General features: G+C 63.8%; 17 protein-coding genes and 3 pseudogenes. 4 read left to right on the forward strand and 16 right to left on the reverse strand.

The genetic code is table 11. The features are described 5' to 3' along the window. Positions 1 to 175 precede the first annotated feature (175 nt). The 16 genes and pseudogenes from fliP to motA all read right to left on the reverse strand — a co-directional run bounded on the left by fliP (position 176) and on the right by motA (position 11,302). Complete coding sequence (gene fliP, locus ACVWYI_RS32805) at positions 176 to 916, reverse strand: flagellar type III secretion system pore protein FliP (RefSeq protein ID WP_247330503.1); 741 nt, start codon at positions 914 to 916, stop codon at positions 176 to 178. Then, entirely contained in the window at positions 913 to 1,356 is a 444-nt protein-coding gene (locus ACVWYI_RS32810; RefSeq protein WP_247344664.1) for a flagellar basal body-associated FliL family protein, read from the reverse strand. The genes fliP and ACVWYI_RS32810 overlap by 4 nt, the downstream gene beginning before the upstream one ends. A 42-nt stretch (positions 1,357 to 1,398) precedes the next feature. After that, complete coding sequence (gene flgH / locus ACVWYI_RS32815; protein ID WP_247344667.1) at positions 1,399 to 2,094, reverse strand: flagellar basal body L-ring protein FlgH; 696 nt, start codon at positions 2,092 to 2,094, stop codon at positions 1,399 to 1,401. Then, positions 2,095 to 2,858, reverse strand: a pseudogene (locus ACVWYI_RS32820) (MotE family protein). Positions 2,859 to 2,925: 67 nt separating this feature from the next. Continuing rightward, complete coding sequence (flgI, locus tag ACVWYI_RS32825; protein ID WP_247344672.1) at positions 2,926 to 4,056, reverse strand: flagellar basal body P-ring protein FlgI; 1,131 nt, start codon at positions 4,054 to 4,056, stop codon at positions 2,926 to 2,928. Then, entirely contained in the window at positions 4,053 to 4,529 is a 477-nt protein-coding gene (gene flgA / locus ACVWYI_RS32830; RefSeq protein ID WP_247344674.1) for a flagellar basal body P-ring formation chaperone FlgA, read from the reverse strand. Before flgA ends, flgI begins: the two co-directional genes overlap by 4 nt. A gap of 13 nt (positions 4,530 to 4,542) precedes the next feature. Then, on the reverse strand, positions 4,543 to 5,331 hold the full coding sequence (gene flgG, locus ACVWYI_RS32835; RefSeq protein WP_247344678.1) for a flagellar basal-body rod protein FlgG: 789 nt from the start codon (positions 5,329 to 5,331) through the stop codon (positions 4,543 to 4,545). Positions 5,332 to 5,346: 15 nt separating this feature from the next. Next, on the reverse strand, positions 5,347 to 5,676 hold the full coding sequence (locus tag ACVWYI_RS32840) for a flagellar hook-basal body complex protein FliE (RefSeq protein WP_247344681.1): 330 nt from the start codon (positions 5,674 to 5,676) through the stop codon (positions 5,347 to 5,349). Positions 5,677 to 5,678: 2 nt separating this feature from the next. After that, positions 5,679 to 6,096: pseudogene (gene flgC, locus ACVWYI_RS32845) on the reverse strand (flagellar basal body rod protein FlgC). 11 nt (positions 6,097 to 6,107) lie between these two features. Next, entirely contained in the window at positions 6,108 to 6,509 is a 402-nt protein-coding gene (flgB, locus tag ACVWYI_RS32850; protein ID WP_247344684.1) for a flagellar basal body rod protein FlgB, read from the reverse strand. 64 nt (positions 6,510 to 6,573) lie between these two features. Continuing rightward, positions 6,574 to 7,659, reverse strand: a complete 1,086-nt coding sequence (flhB, locus tag ACVWYI_RS32855) for a flagellar biosynthesis protein FlhB (RefSeq protein ID WP_247344686.1) — start codon at positions 7,657 to 7,659, stop codon at positions 6,574 to 6,576. 13 nt (positions 7,660 to 7,672) lie between these two features. Further along, positions 7,673 to 8,713: a flagellar motor switch protein FliG gene (locus tag ACVWYI_RS32860; protein ID WP_247344689.1), complete on the reverse strand. Its 1,041-nt coding sequence runs from the start codon at positions 8,711 to 8,713 to the stop codon at positions 7,673 to 7,675. Between the two features lie 2 nt (positions 8,714 to 8,715). Next, positions 8,716 to 9,096: a flagellar motor switch protein FliN gene (fliN, locus tag ACVWYI_RS32865; protein ID WP_247344694.1), complete on the reverse strand. Its 381-nt coding sequence runs from the start codon at positions 9,094 to 9,096 to the stop codon at positions 8,716 to 8,718. A gap of 76 nt (positions 9,097 to 9,172) precedes the next feature. After that, the gene (locus ACVWYI_RS32870) at positions 9,173 to 9,487 is read right to left on the reverse strand and encodes a hypothetical protein (RefSeq protein WP_247344696.1); all 315 of its coding nucleotides are present in this window, start codon (positions 9,485 to 9,487) and stop codon (positions 9,173 to 9,175) included. Continuing rightward, positions 9,468 to 10,406 (reverse strand): flagellar motor switch protein FliM, encoded by a 939-nt coding sequence (locus ACVWYI_RS32875; protein ID WP_249803923.1) that lies wholly within the window; start codon positions 10,404 to 10,406, stop codon positions 9,468 to 9,470. Before ACVWYI_RS32875 ends, ACVWYI_RS32870 begins: the two co-directional genes overlap by 20 nt. Next, positions 10,403 to 11,302, reverse strand: a complete 900-nt coding sequence (motA, locus tag ACVWYI_RS32880) for a flagellar motor stator protein MotA (RefSeq protein ID WP_247344698.1) — start codon at positions 11,300 to 11,302, stop codon at positions 10,403 to 10,405. Before motA ends, ACVWYI_RS32875 begins: the two co-directional genes overlap by 4 nt. Before the next feature lie 142 nt (positions 11,303 to 11,444). Between motA and ACVWYI_RS32885 the strand changes: the two genes are divergently transcribed. From ACVWYI_RS32885 to ACVWYI_RS32900, 4 genes and pseudogenes are all read left to right on the forward strand, one after another. Then, a complete protein-coding gene (locus ACVWYI_RS32885) occupies positions 11,445 to 12,233 on the forward strand; it encodes a DUF1217 domain-containing protein (protein WP_247344701.1) in 789 nt (262 codons plus the stop codon). Positions 12,234 to 12,236: 3 nt separating this feature from the next. Continuing rightward, entirely contained in the window at positions 12,237 to 12,965 is a 729-nt protein-coding gene (gene flgF / locus ACVWYI_RS32890) for a flagellar basal-body rod protein FlgF (RefSeq protein WP_247344705.1), read from the forward strand. Between the two features lie 36 nt (positions 12,966 to 13,001). After that, positions 13,002 to 14,328, forward strand: a pseudogene (fliI, locus tag ACVWYI_RS32895) (flagellar protein export ATPase FliI). 759 nt (positions 14,329 to 15,087) lie between these two features. After that, positions 15,088 to 15,723: a MarR family winged helix-turn-helix transcriptional regulator gene (locus tag ACVWYI_RS32900; protein ID WP_247344711.1), complete on the forward strand. Its 636-nt coding sequence runs from the start codon at positions 15,088 to 15,090 to the stop codon at positions 15,721 to 15,723. Positions 15,724 to 15,770 lie beyond the last annotated feature (47 nt).

A 15,770-nucleotide genomic window follows, 5' to 3' on the forward strand; every position in this document is an offset into this window, starting at 1 on the left:
AGGGGCGGCATCATGCCTTTGGACTGATGTGGGTGGGTCCAACCCGCCGTGACGCATTGCTAACATGCCGAATCTTGCCCGCAGATTAAGATCGGCTTGAATTACATAGCAATATCATATGGTTAATGTTAGTTTTTGCTAACCATAACCAACCGATCGGCCGCGATCGCTCCTCTTACGAGAACGACCGCACCAGTCCGGAGGCGAGCAGGTTCCAGCCGTCGATCAGCACGAAGAACAGCATCTTGAACGGCAGCGCGAGGATCGTCGGCGGCATCATCATCATGCCCATCGACATGGTCAGCGTCGCCACGATCATGTCGATCACGAGGAAAGGCAGGATGATGAGGAATCCGATCTCGAACGAACGCCGGAGCTCGGAGATCATGAAGGCCGGAATGATGACGCGCATGTCGACGCGCTTGTCGTCGAACTTCTTGCGGAAGCTTTCCGCGGCAAGCGCTTCGAAGGTCTGCAGATCCTTGTCGCGGACATGGGCCAGCATGAACTCGCGGAACGGATCGGTGATCTTCAGATACGCCTCCTCCTCCGAGATCTCGTTTTTCATCAGCGGCTGGACGCCGGTTTCCCAGGCGCGGTCGAAGGTCGGCGCCATCACGTAGAAGGTCATGAACAACGCGAGGCTGATCAGCACCAGATTGGCCGGCGTGGTCTGGAGGCCGAGACCGGCGCGCAGGAACGACAGTGCCACTGCAAATCGCGTGAAGCTCGTCACCATGATGAGCAGTCCCGGCGCCACCGACAGCACCGTGATCACCGCCATCAGCTGGATGATCCGGCCGCTGGTGGAGCCGTTGCCCGGCGGCAGCAGGGAGTTGAGGTCCGGAATCTGGGCCAGTGCCACCTCGGGCAGCACGACCAGGACCAACGCAAGCAGCAGGACTCTCAGTTTCACTGAATCACCAACGTCTCAATGATCAATTCGCGGATCTTGCCCGAGGAGCGGATATTGGCGCGCTCGGTCAGGTCGTCGCGCAGATGCTGGAGCCCGCGGGATCCCTCGAACTGCGCAACCGTCGCCGACCGCAGATAGGTGACAATGTCCTCGCTGATGTGGGCCGCCAGGATGCCGGCATCCTCGTCGTTCATGCTCTCGGTCACCATGGAGGCTTCGATGCGGGCCCAGTTGTTGGCCGGCGCACCGAGATTGGTCACGATCGGGGACAGTTTCCTGAGCCGCGCGCTGCCGGCGTAACTCGAGGCAAGAGGCGCCTGCGTCGCGGTTTTCTTCGCGTCGGCGACGCGCTCGGCGGCCGCAAACAGATGCAGGCCGGCGACGGCGCCCGCGCCGATCGCGATCAGGGTCAACACCACGATGGCCGCAATCAGGCGCATGACGTCCCCTGCCCTCGCGACGCGGCCCGACGGCCGCTGCTCTCAGAATGGTGCCACGGCGTCATAGATCCGATGTCCCCATCCAGGCTGCTGCACGTCAGACAGATTTCCGCGACCGCCATAGGCCACGCGCGCCTCGGCGATCTTCTCGTATGAGATCGTGTTGGCTCGCGAGATATCGCGTGGACGCACGATTCCGCCGACGTTGAGCACGCGCATTTCTGTGTTGACCTTGAATTCCTGCGAGCCGCTGATCATCATATTGCCGTTCGGCAACACGTCGGTGACGACGGCTGCGATCGACAGCTTGATATCCTCGGTGCGGTCGATCTGGCCGTTGCCCTTGATCTGGGTGTTGGTGCTGAGATTGGCGCTCGTCGAGCCTTTGTCCTGCCATCCCGCGATGTCCATCAGCCAGTCGAGCCCGAACTTGATCTGCGAATCGCGCGAGCGGTCGGTCTTGTTGTCGAGCTTGGCCTTGTCCTGCATCGAGATGATCACCGTCACGAGGTCGCCGGTGCGCCGGGCGCGGGCGTCGCGATAGAGATCGGTGCCGTCGTCCCAGGTCGAGCGATAGCTGACGGGCGAGCGCATGCGGGGCGTCACGGGAATCGGATCTGCCTGCGTCCTCAGGCCGCTCCCGACCGGCGACAATCGCGGGCCAGTCAGGACCTCGGCCGGATCAGCGACGCATCCGACAAGCAACAACAGAGACAGGATGACGATTAGATTCTTCATCTATTTGGTCTTTCCGTCATCCACGCGACGCATTCCGCCGAGCAGATCGGCGAGGTGCGCCGCGCGCCCCGTCTCCATCTCGTTGAAGATTGCGCTCGAGCTCCTCGGGGTGAGCTTTGCGAGCACGGCCGCAGCCGTCTCGTCCGCCATCCCGGCGATCTGCGTCGCCGCGGCGTCCGGCTTCATGCGCGAGTAGATCTCGACGACGCTCGCTTCGGCCTTCTTCAGGAAGTCGTCGCGCAATGCCATCCACCTTTCTCATATTCGGCGCGCTTGGCCTCGACCTCGGCGATCCGCTCGCGGAGCAGGTTCTCGGCCTTCTCCAGCTCCTTGAACTGCCAGGCCAGCCTTGCATCGACGGCGGGGTCGGCGACATTGCTGCAGAACAGGGCCACTTCATTGTCCGCGGTTGCAGCGGCCTGGGGCGGCGCCGGCTTCGGCGGCACCGTGACGCTGCCAGGCTTGGCGGAGCGCACCGGCGCGGCTGTGGGTACAGGCGCGGACTTCTCGGAAGCTGGCACGGCACCCGTGGTCGCGGGTCCTGAGTCTTCGGCTGCCCACGCAGTTGCCCGGATCGACGCATTGTCGCTTGGGATCGACGTGATCGGCTTCTGCGGTCCCGGCGCGCGGGCGCGCGCGAAGGACAGCAGGTTGAGCGGCTTCGACGACTTGGCCTCATCCAGCGCCAGCACGGGCGAAGCGCTCGCGAGCGCGGAGGCCGCGACCAGGAGGAGGAGTTTGGTTTTGTGATCCAGCTTCAACATCGGGCCGCGTGCGATTCTCGGTCAAGACCTGAGCATTGAGCGACCAAGCTTGCACGACGCTTACGCATCATTGCACGATGACGTCGGCCTGAAGGGCGCCGGCCGTCTTGATCGCCTGGAGGATCGCGATGATGCCTGATGGCTTCAGGCCGATCTGGTTCAGCCCGCGCACCAGGCGCTGGAGATCGACGCCGCTCAGGATCGCCACCTGCGATCCGGCCTCGTTGGCCTCGACCACGGTCTGGGGCACGACCACCGTCTGCCCTTTCGAGAACGGCGCCGGCTGCGACACCACGGGAAGCTCGGTGACGCGGACCGTCAGATTGCCGTGCGTCACGGCAACGGTCGATATCCGTACGTCGCGTCCGATCACCACCGTACCGGTGCGCTCGTTGATCACCACCCGCGCCGGCGTGTCCGGTTCGACGGTCAGCTCGCCGATTTCGGCGAGGAAGCGGACCGGGCCGATGTGGCGCGGCTTCGACAGCACGATCGTGCGGAAGTCGCGCTCGAAGGCGATCTGCGCGCGGTAGCGTCCGCCCGCGTAACGGTTGATGGCGTCGAGGATGCGTGTTGCGGTGACGAAGTCGGGGTTCTTCAGCTCCAGCACCAGGTACTCCATTTCATGGAGACTACCCTGCACCTCGCGCTCGACCAGCGCGCCGTTCGGGATGCGGCCCGCGGTCGGCGTGCCCTGACTGACGTTCTGGGCCTGGCCTCCAACGCTGTAACCCGCGACCGTGACCGCGCCTTGCGCCACTGCATAGACCGCACCGTCCGCCGCGCGCAGCGACGTCATCACCAGCGTGCCGCCGAGCAGCGAGGTCGCATCGCCGAGCGACGACACGCTCACGTCCATGCGCTCGCCCGCACTGATCGAAGGCTGCAGGTCCGCGGTCACCATCACGGCCGCGACGTTGCGCGTGCGCAGCGTCGTCGGACGCGGGGGATTGTTGGTGCTCGTGGTCTCGTTCTTGACATTGATGCCCATGTTCTCGAGCATCGATTGCAAGGACTGCTCGGTGAACGGGGCATTGCGGAGCGTGTCGCCGGTGCCGTTCAGGCCGATGACGAGGCCGTAGCCGACGATCTGGTTTTCGCGCAATCCCTTGATGTCCGCGATGTCCTTGATGCGAACGGCGGCCTGGGCGCTGGCGGCGGAAACCAGTAGCACGAGCGCAAGCAGGAATCTGGTCATGACCCGTCCACGACCTTGACGGTGCCGTCGGGCTGGACCACGCCCCTGATGATCACACCGGTATCGGTGTTTCGTATCGGGATGAGCGCGCCGGGCGCACCCGACTGCATCGCTGCGCCGTAGGTCACGATCGACAGGCCGCTGTCTTCGACCACGACCTTGACCATGGCGCCGCGGGCGACCGTCCAGGGATCCTCCACCGAATTGGTCGGGATCGGTTGGCCCGGCAGCAACGTGCGCCGCGCCATCCGGCCGACCAGGATCTGGCGGCCTTCGATGAACATGGCGACGCCGAGCACGTTCGGCGCAAAGGCGCGCTCGGTGATCATGTCGTCCCGGATCAGCTCGCCGGCGCGGATCGAGACGGCCGGCACCGGCAGCCGCTTCTCCTCGGCCGCCGCGACCCGCGCGGAGGCGAGAACCAGAAGCATGGCGGCCAACCCGCGCACCATCAAGCCCATCCTGTTCAACATGGATACACCGGAACTAGCGCATGCCCTTCGAGACTGTCTGGGCCATTTCATCCGAGGCCTGGATGACCTTGGCATTCATTTCGTAGGCGCGCTGGGCGGAGATCAACTCGGTGATTTCCTTGACCGGGTCGACGTTCGAGGCTTCGAGATATTGCTGGTTGATCTTGCCGTAGCCGGAATCGCCCGGCAGCCCGACGACCGGCGTGCCCGACGCCGTGGTCTCGCGATAGAGATTGCTGCCCAGCGGTTCGAGGCCGGCTTCATTGGCGAAATTGGCGAGGTTGAGCTGGCCGATCTGCCGCGGGTTCACTTCCGTATCCAGCTTGGCGAACACCTGCCCGGTCTGGTTGACCGTGACCTGGACCGTTCCCTGCGGCACCGTGATTGCGGGATCCAGCAGATAGCCGTCGGTCGTGACGAGCTGACTGTTGGCATTGGTGTTGAACGAGCCCGCGCGGGTATATTGCACCTCGTTGTTCGGGCCGAGCACCTGAAACCAGCCGCGCCCGTTGATCGCCATGTCGTAGGGATTGCCGGTCTGCGTGAGCGCTCCCTGGATGTGCAGCTTGCGGATCGCCGCCGACTTGACACCGAGGCCGAGATTGGCGCCCTCCGGGATCGGCGACGAGCCGTTGGTGTTGGCAACGCCCTGCATGCGGTCCATCTGGTAGAACAGATCGGTGAATTCCGCGCGCGCCCGCTTGTACGACGTCGAGTTGATGTTGGCGATGTTGTTGGCGATGACTTCGATGTTGGTCTGCTGGGCGTTCATGCCCGTAGCCGCGATGGCAAGCGATTTCACAGCGTCACTCCTTGATCAGATCGACATCCGAACGACTTCTTGGTAGGCCTGCACGACCTTGTCGCGAACCGCGACCGCCGTCTGCAAGGCCTGCTCAGCCGACATCAGCGCTTCCACGACGCGCCGCGTCGATTCCTTGCCCTGCATCGCCGAGATCGAGGCCGCTTCGCCCGCCTTCAGCGTCCCGATCGCGTCCGTCGTGACCTGCTTCATCACCGATTCGAATCCGACATCGCCGCCGGACTGCATCGCGGGCGTCGCCGCCGGCGAGATGGCCTGCGCTTCGGTCGCACGGCTCGCCGCTTGCGCGGTTGAAATCGCGGTGGATGAAATTGCCTCAAGCATTGTCAGCTCCTCAGCAGGTCGATGGTCATGCCCAGCATCGATCTCACCTGTTTCACGACCTGGAGATTGGCTTCATAGGATCGATTGACTTCCCTCATGTCCGCCATCTCGATCATCATGTTGACGTTCGGCAGCTTGACGTAGCCGGCCTTGTCGGCAGCGGGATGCCCCGTGGTCGTACTCCACGCGGTACGGCGTGGTGTCGACCCCGATTTCCTTGACTTTCGCCAGCTGCGCGCCGGAAGCGCGGTCCATCGCCGCATCGAAGGTGATGGTCTTGCGCTGATAGGGATCGGCGCCGGCGGCGCGCCCCGTCGACGTCGCGTTGGCGAGGTTCTCCGACACGATGCGCATGCGCGTCGACTGCGCTTCGAGCCCGGAGCTCGCGACCGTCAACGAAGATTGCAGTGAGTCCAGCATGTCAGTTCACCTCAGGTCTTCGCGCTCGACAGCAGCATGCGGTGAAACGACCGCACCACCGCCGAGTTCATCGAGTAGTCGCGACTGACGTCGCTTCCCTTGATCATTTCCTGCTCGAGACTGACGGAATTGCCGGAGTGAACCACGTCCCAGCTGTCCTTCTTCGCGGTCGCCCGCGTGTCGCTCTCGGCCGCGGAGAGCTGCAGGTGCGACGGCGACGTCGTCGCGAGCCTCACCGGCGTGCTGTCGAGCACCTTGTTGAAGGGCTCGACGTCGCGTGCCTTGAAGCCCGGCGTGTTGGCGTTGGCGACATTGGTGGCGATCGTCGACTGGCGGAGTTCGAGGTAACGCGCCTGCGACGATGCGAGTTCGAAGAGATAAAGCGGTCCCACGACATCACCATTCTGGTTCATTCGGGTTGAGCTTAGGGTCGCAAGCTTTCGTCAGGCTGATGCGCGAGACGTCGTCCTCGGAATTCTACTGGACCTTCTCGGTCTGCGGCGCCTGCTTGGACTGCAGGAAGTAGATGATCTCGGCGACCGGTCGGAAGAACTCCGCCGGAATCACCTGGTCGACCTGGACCGCCTCGTAGAGCGCCCGCGCCAGCGCCTTGTTCTCGATCACAGGAATACGATTCTGCTCGGCGATTTCGCGGATCTTCAGCGCGATCACGTCCATGCCCTTGGCCACGACGATCGGCGCCGGGTTTTCCTCGCGCTTGTAGCGCAATGCGATCGCGAAGTGCGTCGGGTTCGCGATCACCAGCGTCGCGCGCGATGCGGAGGCGATCATGCGCTGGCGCGAGCGGTCGCGTGCCAGCGAGCGCAGGCGCGCCTTGATCAGCGGATCGCCTTCGGCCTGCTTGTGCTCGTCCTTGATCTCCTGCCGCGTCATGCGCAGCTCACGCCGCCAGTGGAAGCGCGCCCAGGCGAGATCGATCGCGACCAGGACGATGGTCGCGATGCAGATCGCCGAGACGATCCGCATGGCGATGTTGAGAATCATCTCCGGCAGCGCGACCGGATCGGTATACATCGCCTCGAACGCCTTCGCTTCCGACGAGCGCAGCACGACGACAACGACGACTGTCACCGAGACAAGCTTGAACAGCGACTTGGCGAACTCGACGAGGCCCTGCGCTCCGAACAGCCGGCTCCAGCCGCTAAGCGGCGAGATTCGCGACATATCCGGCGTGATGCGCTGGAGCACCAGGCTCGGCGCATTTTGCAGCAACGACGCTGCCAGCCCAAACACCGACAGAATGACGACCAGCGGCACCAGGAATCGCAATGCCTGAAGGCCCACTACGGTGAGGAGATTGAGGGCGTCGGCCCCGGTGCTGAGAGGGAAGCCGTCGGGATCGTCGAGAAAGCTCGTCAGCATCGGCGTCAATTGCTGCACGCCCTGGCCGATCAGAAACATCTGAATCACCATCAGCGCCGCCATCGACGCGAAGATGGAAGCCTCCCGAGAGACCGGGATTTTGCCCTGTTCGAGCGCATCGCGGACTTTTTTCTCGGTCGGCTCTTCTGTCTTGCCCTCCTGATCGGTTGTTTCTGCCATGCCCGTTCAGCGGTCAGCGAAAGACCAGCTCATCCTCCTGCTCGGGGTTGAGCTCGATTTCGCCCTTTTCCGCGAGGTCGAGCGCGAGGTCGGTGATCACACGCCGCGCCTCCAGCACGTCGCGCTGGTTCGACGGCTCGCCGATGGCGAGTTCGTGTTCGACGACGCGGCGGACGCGCGAGGCGACCGAGGACAGGATCATCTCGCGGAAGTGCTTGTCGGTGCCCTTCAGCGCGATGACGATGCGATCGGTCGGCACCTGGTCGAAGATCATGGTGCGCGCCTTCGGCGTCAGGTTGGTCACGTCGTCGAAGGTGAACAGCAGCTCCTTCAGCACTTCGGCGGACTTCGGCCGCTTCTCCGACAGGCTCTTCAGCATGTCCTCGATGTGTCCGCGCTCCATCTTGTTGATGATGTCGGCGACGCGGGCGTAGGTGTCCGCGCCGAGGTTGCGGGCGAAGTTCAGCGTCAAATCCTCATGCAGCGTCTTTTCGAGCACCCTCATGGCGTCGTCGACGATCGGCTTGAGGCTGAGCACGCGCCGCATCAGCTCGTTGCGCAGGCTCGACGGCAGCTGGCTCATGACCTTGGCGGCGCAGGACGGCTTCACCTTGGACAGGATGAGCGCCGCGGTCTGCGGATGCTCCTTGGAGAGGTAGCTCGCCAGCGAGTTTTCCGACACCGACGAGACGCGGTCCCACACCGACCGGCTCGAATTGCCGAGCAGGTCCGACATGATGGCCGAGACCTGGTCGGCCGGAAGCACGTCGCCGAGCACGGCTTCCAGGCCACCAAGGGTGCCGAGAATGTTGGCGCCCATCGAGAATTGCTGGGCGAACTCCTCGACGATCGCTTCGAGTTCCTGCGCGGTGATCGGCCGCAGCTCGGCCGCGGCCTTGGTCACGGTGCGGATATCCTGCGGCTCGAACTGCGCGAGCACGCTCGCGGCCGCCTGCCGGCCCATGGCGAGCAGAAGTGCCGCGACCTTCTCCGTTCCGCCCAGCGTGGCAACGCCTCGCTGTTTGATGGGAGCGATGCCGACCTGTGCCGCCATGGTCAGGTATCACCCTGCCCCAACGGCCCGACAATCTCGGTGAGCGAGACGCCGAAGCGGGAATTGTCCTCTTCAACCACGACCACCTCGCCACGGGCGACGATGCGGCCGTTGACGACGACGTCGACAGGTTCGCCGACCCGGTGATCGAGCGGGACCACCGCGCCACGGCCGAGCTTCATCAGGTTTGCCACCGGAATGGTCGCCGATCCCAGCACCACCTGCATGGTCACGGGAATACGCAGGATGGCATCGACATTGGCGAACTTGCCACTCTCCTCCGCGGTGCGCGCGGCGATCTCCGCCAGCCGCTCCAGCGGAGATGTCTCGGTATGCCCGTCGTCGGACGCCGCTGCGGACTCATAGTCGAAGGATTGCGCCATTTGGTTTCGCCTCTTGGTATTTCCGCTCCCGGAGCGCCGCAACGTCCCGATCGTATTTGTTCTGCCGGCTTCGGCTTCAATGCTTGTTCACGTCGGTGCCGCCCGCGGTCGCCGCGGGTGCGAGCCCGCTTCTCGCATCGAGGGCCGCGATCGCCTCGTGGGCCTGATCGATCTTCGTGCTCAGCACGTTGGCGAGCCGACCGAGATTCGCGGTGGAATCATGCGCCGCGGTGATGACCGTATCGAACGCACCCGCCGTCTCGTGGACGATAGTCGAGAACTCGCCCTGGTAGCTGCGCAACCGTGCCAGCTCGCTATGCATCCGGGTCACTCGCATGCTGGTGAAGGCCAGCGCAATCAGCAGCACGGCATCAACGAGATAGGATATCATCGACGAACTCCCGTTTCTGATCGACGGGATCTGCCACCTGCATGGCGTAGTAGCCATCAAGCTGGCCGATCTGGCACCAGAACAGCACCTGGTTGTTGCTCTCGAGCCGGGCCAGCGTGCGCGGCGTGGCTTCGAGCTCGAGCACCTGTCCAACCTTGAATTTCACGACGTCCTCGAGGGATATCATCTTCTCGTCGAGCACCGCGCTCAGCGTCACCTCGGTGCGGTGTACCTCGCTCTCCATCTGCTCGCGCCAGCGCGGATCTGCCGCGCGGCCGTCGCTGACGACGACGGTCGCGAGCTTCTGCCTGAGCGGGTTGAGCGCGGAGTGCGGAATGATGAGGAACATCTGACCGCCGCGATAGAGTGCCTGCAGCATGATGTTCGCGCAGATCGACATGTTGCCGCTCCGCCCGATCGCCAGCGACGCCATGGCGGTCTCGACCCGCTCCACGCGGAAGGTGACGTTGGAGGTGCCGGCGAAAGCGGATTGCAGCGCCTTGGCGAACCGCTCGAACAGCGCCTGGACCAGGCGGATCTCGATGTTCGAGAAGCTGCGCTCGACGTCGAGCGGCGGTTCGGCGCCGTCGGAGCCGAACATCGCCTCGACCATGGTGAACACGAAGTCGCGGTCGAGCATGATGATGATGCGGGAGTCCCATTGCTCGGCATAGAGCACGGCCGCAACCGCGTTGGCCTCGTAGTCCTTGACGATGTCGCCGACGCGGTCGTTGGTAATGCCGTTGACCGAGAAATAGCACGGCGTGCCGGCCATCGGCTGCAGGCTGTCCGTGCACGATGCCGCCATGCGATCGAAGATCACATTGAGCATCGGCATACGCTCGATCGATATGCCGGCGGCGTCCAGCAGATAGTTCGGCAGCTGCTTGCGCTGATCGACGTCGAGGTCTTCCATCATGATGCGCGCGCAGCCTTCGGTTCAACCTCGGTCACGACAGCCTTGGGGCCGGCGATCGTCTCGTTCTCGACGACGTCGATCGAGGGCCGCTCGGGGCTCGCGATCATCTTGCGGCCGTGCTCGACGGCGATCTGCGGCATGGCCCCGTTCATGAACGCCAGCAGCGTCTGCTTGACGATGATGTAGGGCCGGCAACGCTTCTCGCGCGTCATCTTCACCTTCATCGCGAATGGCGAAATGATGCCGTAGGACAGGAAGATACCGGCGAAGGTGCCGACGAGGGCGGCGCCAATGAAGCCGCCCAGCAGCTTCGGCGACTGGTCGAGCGCGCCCATGGCCTTGATGACGCCGAGCACCGCGGCGACAATGCCGAGTGCAGGCAACGCCTCCGAGACTACCACCAGCGCGTGGTAGGGCGTCAGCTTGCTCTTGACGATGGTGTGGATCTCCTCGTCCATCAACGCTTCGATCTCGTGCGTTCGCGCGTTACCCATGATGATGAGGCGGACGTAGTCGCAGATGAACTGGAGCACCGAGGGATCCCCGAGCACGCTCGGGAACGCCTTGAATATCTCGGAGGACGCGGGATCGTCGATATGTGCCTCGACCTCGTTGCGCCCCTTGCCCCGCAGCTCGCGCATCAGCGCGTGGAGCGCGCCGAGCAGGTCGAGATAGTAGCGCTGACCGGGCACCGCCCCCGTCACTGCCTGCATGCAGGCAAGCCCGGTATCCACGACCGTCTTCCAGGGATTGGCCATGATGAAGGTGCCGACCGCGGTGCCCATGATGATCACGAACTCCCACGGCTGCATGAGCACGCCCAGATGCCCGCCCATGGCGGCAAATCCACCCAGCAGTGCCGCTACCGTGATGACGATCCCCACGAAACTGCCCAACACGCCGCTCCATCACCGATCCTATCGGGAATATCTAGTCGGCGAGCCTTGCGCGAAGCTGGCTTCCCCGTCGTCAGCCTCGCGCAAGCAATTCACGGCAGCTTGGGACGACGTCGCAAGAGCGGCCAGAGGGACGCGTGTCATGCTATCCACCATCGCGGACTACACCAGACTGACCAAGGACATGGGCAAGTCGCTGACGCAGGTCGCGACGCAGCCGGATGTCAGCCGCGACACCGACTATTTCCTCAGCCACATCGGCAATGTGAAGACCATCGACGACTTCCTGAAGGACTATCGCCTCTATTCCTACGCGATGAAGGCCTTTGGTCTCAGCGACATGACCTACGCCAAGGCGTTCATGCGCAAGGTGCTGACCGAGGGTATCGCCGACAACAAAGCCTTCGCCAACAAGCTGACCGACACCCGCTACCGGCAATTCGCCGCTGCCTTCAATTTCGCCGCTCTCGGCGACAAGGCGACCCAGACCGCCGCGGCTACGGCCGGTGTCGCGACCCAATTCGTCACGCAGACAATGGAGGAGAAGGCCGGCGACCAGAACGAGGGCCTGCGGCTGGCGCTCTATTTCACGCGCAAGGCCTCCACCATCACCAATTCCTACCAGATCCTCGCGGACAAGGCGATGACGCAGGTGGTCCAGACGGCGCTCGGCCTGCCGGCGACGATCAGCTCGGCAGACATCGATGCCCAGGCCAAGCTGATCACGAGCAAGGTCAACCTCGCCGACTTCCAGGACCCGGCCAAGGTCACCAAATTCGTGCAGCGCTTCGCGGCAATGTGGGATTCGACCCAGGCCCAGAATGACACCTCGACCAACCCCGCGCTGGTCCTGATCGCCGGCGCCGCAACGTCGATCAGCATGGATACCAACATGCTCACCACACTTCAGAACATCAAGTTCAACAGGTAAATCATGCAATCGGCTCTCTATGTGGGATTGTCGGCGCAGGTCGCCCTCGAAAAGCGTCTCCAGACGATCGCCAACAACGTCGCCAACGTCAACACGGCGGCGTTCCGCACCGACGTGGTGAAGTTCGAGACCGTGCTGTCCAAGGCGGGCGCGAACCCGGTCGCCTTCTCCTCGCCAGGCAACAACATCATCTCCCGCGAGCAGGGCAGCATCACCGAGAGCGGCAACCCGCTCGACGTCGCCGTGGTCGGACAGGGCTGGATCGCGTTCGCCGGTCCGAACGGCACGGTTTACACGCGCGACGGCCGCCTCCAGATCGCCGCCAACGGCGACCTTCAGACCGTGTCCGGCTTCCCCGTCATCGATTCCGGCGGCGCGCAGATCACGCTCGATCCGAACGGCGGACCGGTCTCGATCGCGCGCAGCGGTACGATCACCCAGGACAACAACGAGATCGGCACCATCGGCCTGTTCAACATTCCCGCTGACGCCAATCTCGACCGCTACGGCAATTCGGGCGTCACGCCCGACCGGCCTGCGACCGCCATCGTCGATTTCTCCCGCGACGGCTTCAAGCAGGGCTATGTCGAGGGCTCCGGCGCCAATCCGATGATGGAATTGACCAAGCTGATCGCGGCCTCGCGCGCCTTCGAAGGCACCAATTCGATGATCGAGGGCACCGAGAGCTCGCTCCAGAACGCAATCCGGACGCTGGGCGAACCCGGCAAATAGACTGCGCCTCGCGCGCAATGAGGTTGGACGGTTTCCTTGAACGCTCTTCGGCAACTTGAGTGGGCGCTGCTGGAGCTTCAGCAGAGCACTCCCCTGGCAAGCGTCAGCGGCGCGATCTCCGAGATCGCGCCGACGCATTTCCGCGTCTCCGGCCTGTCGCGCTTCGTCAGGCTTGGCGAACTGATCGGCGTCAACACCGGCGGCAAGCCCCAGATCGGCGAGGTGGTACGGATCGACAGCGAGGGCATCATCGCCAAGCCGTTCGACCGGCAGTTCGCCGGCGGCCTCGGTTCGGTCGCCTACCGGATGCCGCCACTGTCGTTCGCGCCCGATCCGAGCTGGAAGGGCCGCGTCATCAACGCGCTCGGGGCGCCGCTGGACGGACTGGGCCCTCTCACTCCGGGATCGCGTGCGGTCTCGGCGGAGGCGGATGCGCCTTCGGCCATGAAGCGCGCGCGCGTCCACAAGCCGCTGCGCACCGGCGTACGCGTCATCGACTTGTTCGCCCCGATTTGCGCCGGCCAGCGCGTCGGCATCTTTGCCGGTTCAGGCGTCGGCAAATCGACGCTGCTTGCGATGCTCGCCCGCAGTCAGGGGTTTGACACCGTCGTGCTGGCCCTGGTCGGCGAGCGCGGCCGCGAGGTGCGCGAGTTCATCGAGGACGTGCTGGGTGCTGATCGTCACCGCGCTGTCACAATCGTGTCGACGGGAGACGAAAGCCCGATGATGCGGCGGCTGGCGCCGAAGACGGCCATGGCCGTCGCCGAATATTTCCGCGACCGGGGCGAAGCGGTCCTGCTCATGGTCGATTCGATCACCCGCTTCGCCCACGCTGCCCGCGAGGTCGCGCTCGCCGCCGGTGAGCCCGCGGTCGGCGCGCGGCTACGCACCCACCGTCTTCACCGATCTGCCGCGTCTGCTGGAGCGCGCCGGACCCGGCGAGGAGGGATCCGGGACGATCACCGGGATTTTCTCCGTGCTTGTCGACGGCGACGATCACAACGAGCCGATCGCCGACACCATCCGCAGCACACTCGATGGGCACATCGTGCTCTCCAGGCACATTGCCGATCAGGCACGCTATCCGGCCGTGGACGTTCTGGGTTCGGTCTCCCGCCTCGCCCATAACGTCTGGGATCCCGAAGAGCGCGAATTGGTGAGCAAGCTGCGCGCCATGATGGCCAAGTACGAGGACACGCGCGACCTTCGCCTGATGGGCGGATACCAGCCGGGACGTGATTCGGGGCTCGACCAGGCGGTCGACATGGTTCCGAGAATCTACGGCGCGATGCGGCAGGACGCCTCGGCTCCACCAAGCGCCGATCCGTTCCGCGAACTCCGGGACATGCTCAAGGGCGACTAGCCGGTCGCAGGCTGAGACGACGCGCACCCGCCGGTCGCGTCCTGCTCGTTGTTTTCGACAGGCGATCGCGCTGGAAGCGACTGAACCCAGCGAGTCCGCGATCGCGGCATAGACAACCGCCACGTGTAGTTCCTGTGAGTTCCCTTGGCGATTCTCCAGCCGAACGCACAAGTTGTGGATGACATTCCGGTGCACATCGTCGTCGTGCACAAGCTTCGATCAACTTGCACCAACGACAGCCACGTGCCGTGCAATCAAACCGTCGCATGGTTGAGTGCATGTTGCTCGTAGGACAGCGTATTGCTGTTCACCATCATGTGTCCCGAAGAGCGAGATTGTCTTGAACGTTACATTCGCCTGCGACGACATCCGGTCTCCGAGAGCGTCTCTACTTGATTTTGTTGATAAGCTCATTCATCGTTTCGTTGGAAGACAAGAAACATCTGCTTGTGACTTGAACTTTAGGGGCTTCGGTTGAACTACTCCGATCCATCGTCTGCTGGCGACGGCTACTCGGGCTCTCGTGCGACGACGCCACGATTGGCATACGATCAGCAACATCGCATCCCGCGCCATAGCTTGCAGTGCCCGTCAGTCCAGGTCGGGCGCCGGACAGTCCGTGCCTTCGCGCGAGAGAAGAGCACGGTGCATATGTCGGATATTGCGGGCGGTACGGCTTCTCGCAAACGGCTCGTGCGCGACGACGGAAGGCGGCTCCGGGGCGCCGCATACGTGTTTCCCGGGGCAAGGTAGGAATTCATGCCATTGGCAAGAGAAGCCGTCGAGCTGCTGGTTCAGGCGGCGAGGGCTTGGTATTTCGAAGGCAATCAACATGGATTGCGCGATCGGGAATGGATGGCGCTGCGCTTTCTCGGCCGCGCCAACAAGTTTTCGCGCACGCCGTCTGCGCTCGCAGGCTTCATCGGCGCTACCAGGGCGACTGCATCGCAGATCGTGAAGACGCTGGAGGGCAAGTCCTTCCTGGTGCGAAAGCCGTCGCACGAGGACAAGCGTTCTGTCGTGCTGCACGTCACTGCGCAGGGCGAAAAGTGCCTGAACCAGCACGATCCGATCAATCACGTGATGAACGCGGTCATTGCGCTCGGAACCGACGAGTGCGTCAGGCTGCGCGACTCGCTGCGGGAGATCCTCAATCACCTCGACGCGGCACATCAGCGGCTCGATGCCAGCGTCTGCCGGGACTGCATGTTTCTCGCCGAACGCGGCCCGGCCACCGGCAAGGGACGCGCAACGGCCGAATTCATGTGCCGGCTGTATCGCGCCCCGGTCTCGATCGAGGAGACCGAACTGCTCTGCACCAGCTTCGAGCGCACCCGCGACCGTCCGAAGATCGAGACCCATCTCGACCGCGCGCGCGTCGCAAGCCAGGGCTGAGGCGCGCGCCCGCCTCCCCATCGTCATTGCGAGCGCAGCGAAGCAAT

The sequence above is a fragment of the Bradyrhizobium sp. LB13.1 genome (assembly GCF_054056815.1).

Bases quoted from the DNA above. Each gene is read 5' to 3' on its own strand.
- fliN (WP_247344694.1), bottom strand. From the start codon at position 9,096: ATGGCGCAATCCTTCGACTATGAGTCCGCAGCGGCGTCCGACGACGGG.
- flhB (WP_247344686.1), bottom strand. From the start codon at position 7,659: ATGGCAGAAACAACCGATCAGGAGGGCAAGACAGAAGAGCCGACCGAG.
- flgA (WP_247344674.1), bottom strand. From the start codon at position 4,529: ATGTTGAACAGGATGGGCTTGATGGTGCGCGGGTTGGCCGCCATGCTT.
- ACVWYI_RS32900 (WP_247344711.1), top strand. From the start codon at position 15,088: ATGCCATTGGCAAGAGAAGCCGTCGAGCTGCTGGTTCAGGCGGCGAGG.
- flgI (WP_247344672.1), bottom strand. From the start codon at position 4,056: ATGACCAGATTCCTGCTTGCGCTCGTGCTACTGGTTTCCGCCGCCAGC.
- ACVWYI_RS32840 (WP_247344681.1), bottom strand. From the start codon at position 5,676: ATGCTTGAGGCAATTTCATCCACCGCGATTTCAACCGCGCAAGCGGCG.
- flgF (WP_247344705.1), top strand. From the start codon at position 12,237: ATGCAATCGGCTCTCTATGTGGGATTGTCGGCGCAGGTCGCCCTCGAA.
- ACVWYI_RS32885 (WP_247344701.1), top strand. From the start codon at position 11,445: ATGCTATCCACCATCGCGGACTACACCAGACTGACCAAGGACATGGGC.
- flgH (WP_247344667.1), bottom strand. From the start codon at position 2,094: ATGAAGAATCTAATCGTCATCCTGTCTCTGTTGTTGCTTGTCGGATGC.
- ACVWYI_RS32875 (WP_249803923.1), bottom strand. From the start codon at position 10,406: ATGATGGAAGACCTCGACGTCGATCAGCGCAAGCAGCTGCCGAACTAT.
- flgB (WP_247344684.1), bottom strand. From the start codon at position 6,509: ATGAACCAGAATGGTGATGTCGTGGGACCGCTTTATCTCTTCGAACTC.
- ACVWYI_RS32810 (WP_247344664.1), bottom strand. From the start codon at position 1,356: ATGCGCCTGATTGCGGCCATCGTGGTGTTGACCCTGATCGCGATCGGC.
- ACVWYI_RS32870 (WP_247344696.1), bottom strand. From the start codon at position 9,487: ATGATATCCTATCTCGTTGATGCCGTGCTGCTGATTGCGCTGGCCTTC.
- ACVWYI_RS32860 (WP_247344689.1), bottom strand. From the start codon at position 8,713: ATGGCGGCACAGGTCGGCATCGCTCCCATCAAACAGCGAGGCGTTGCC.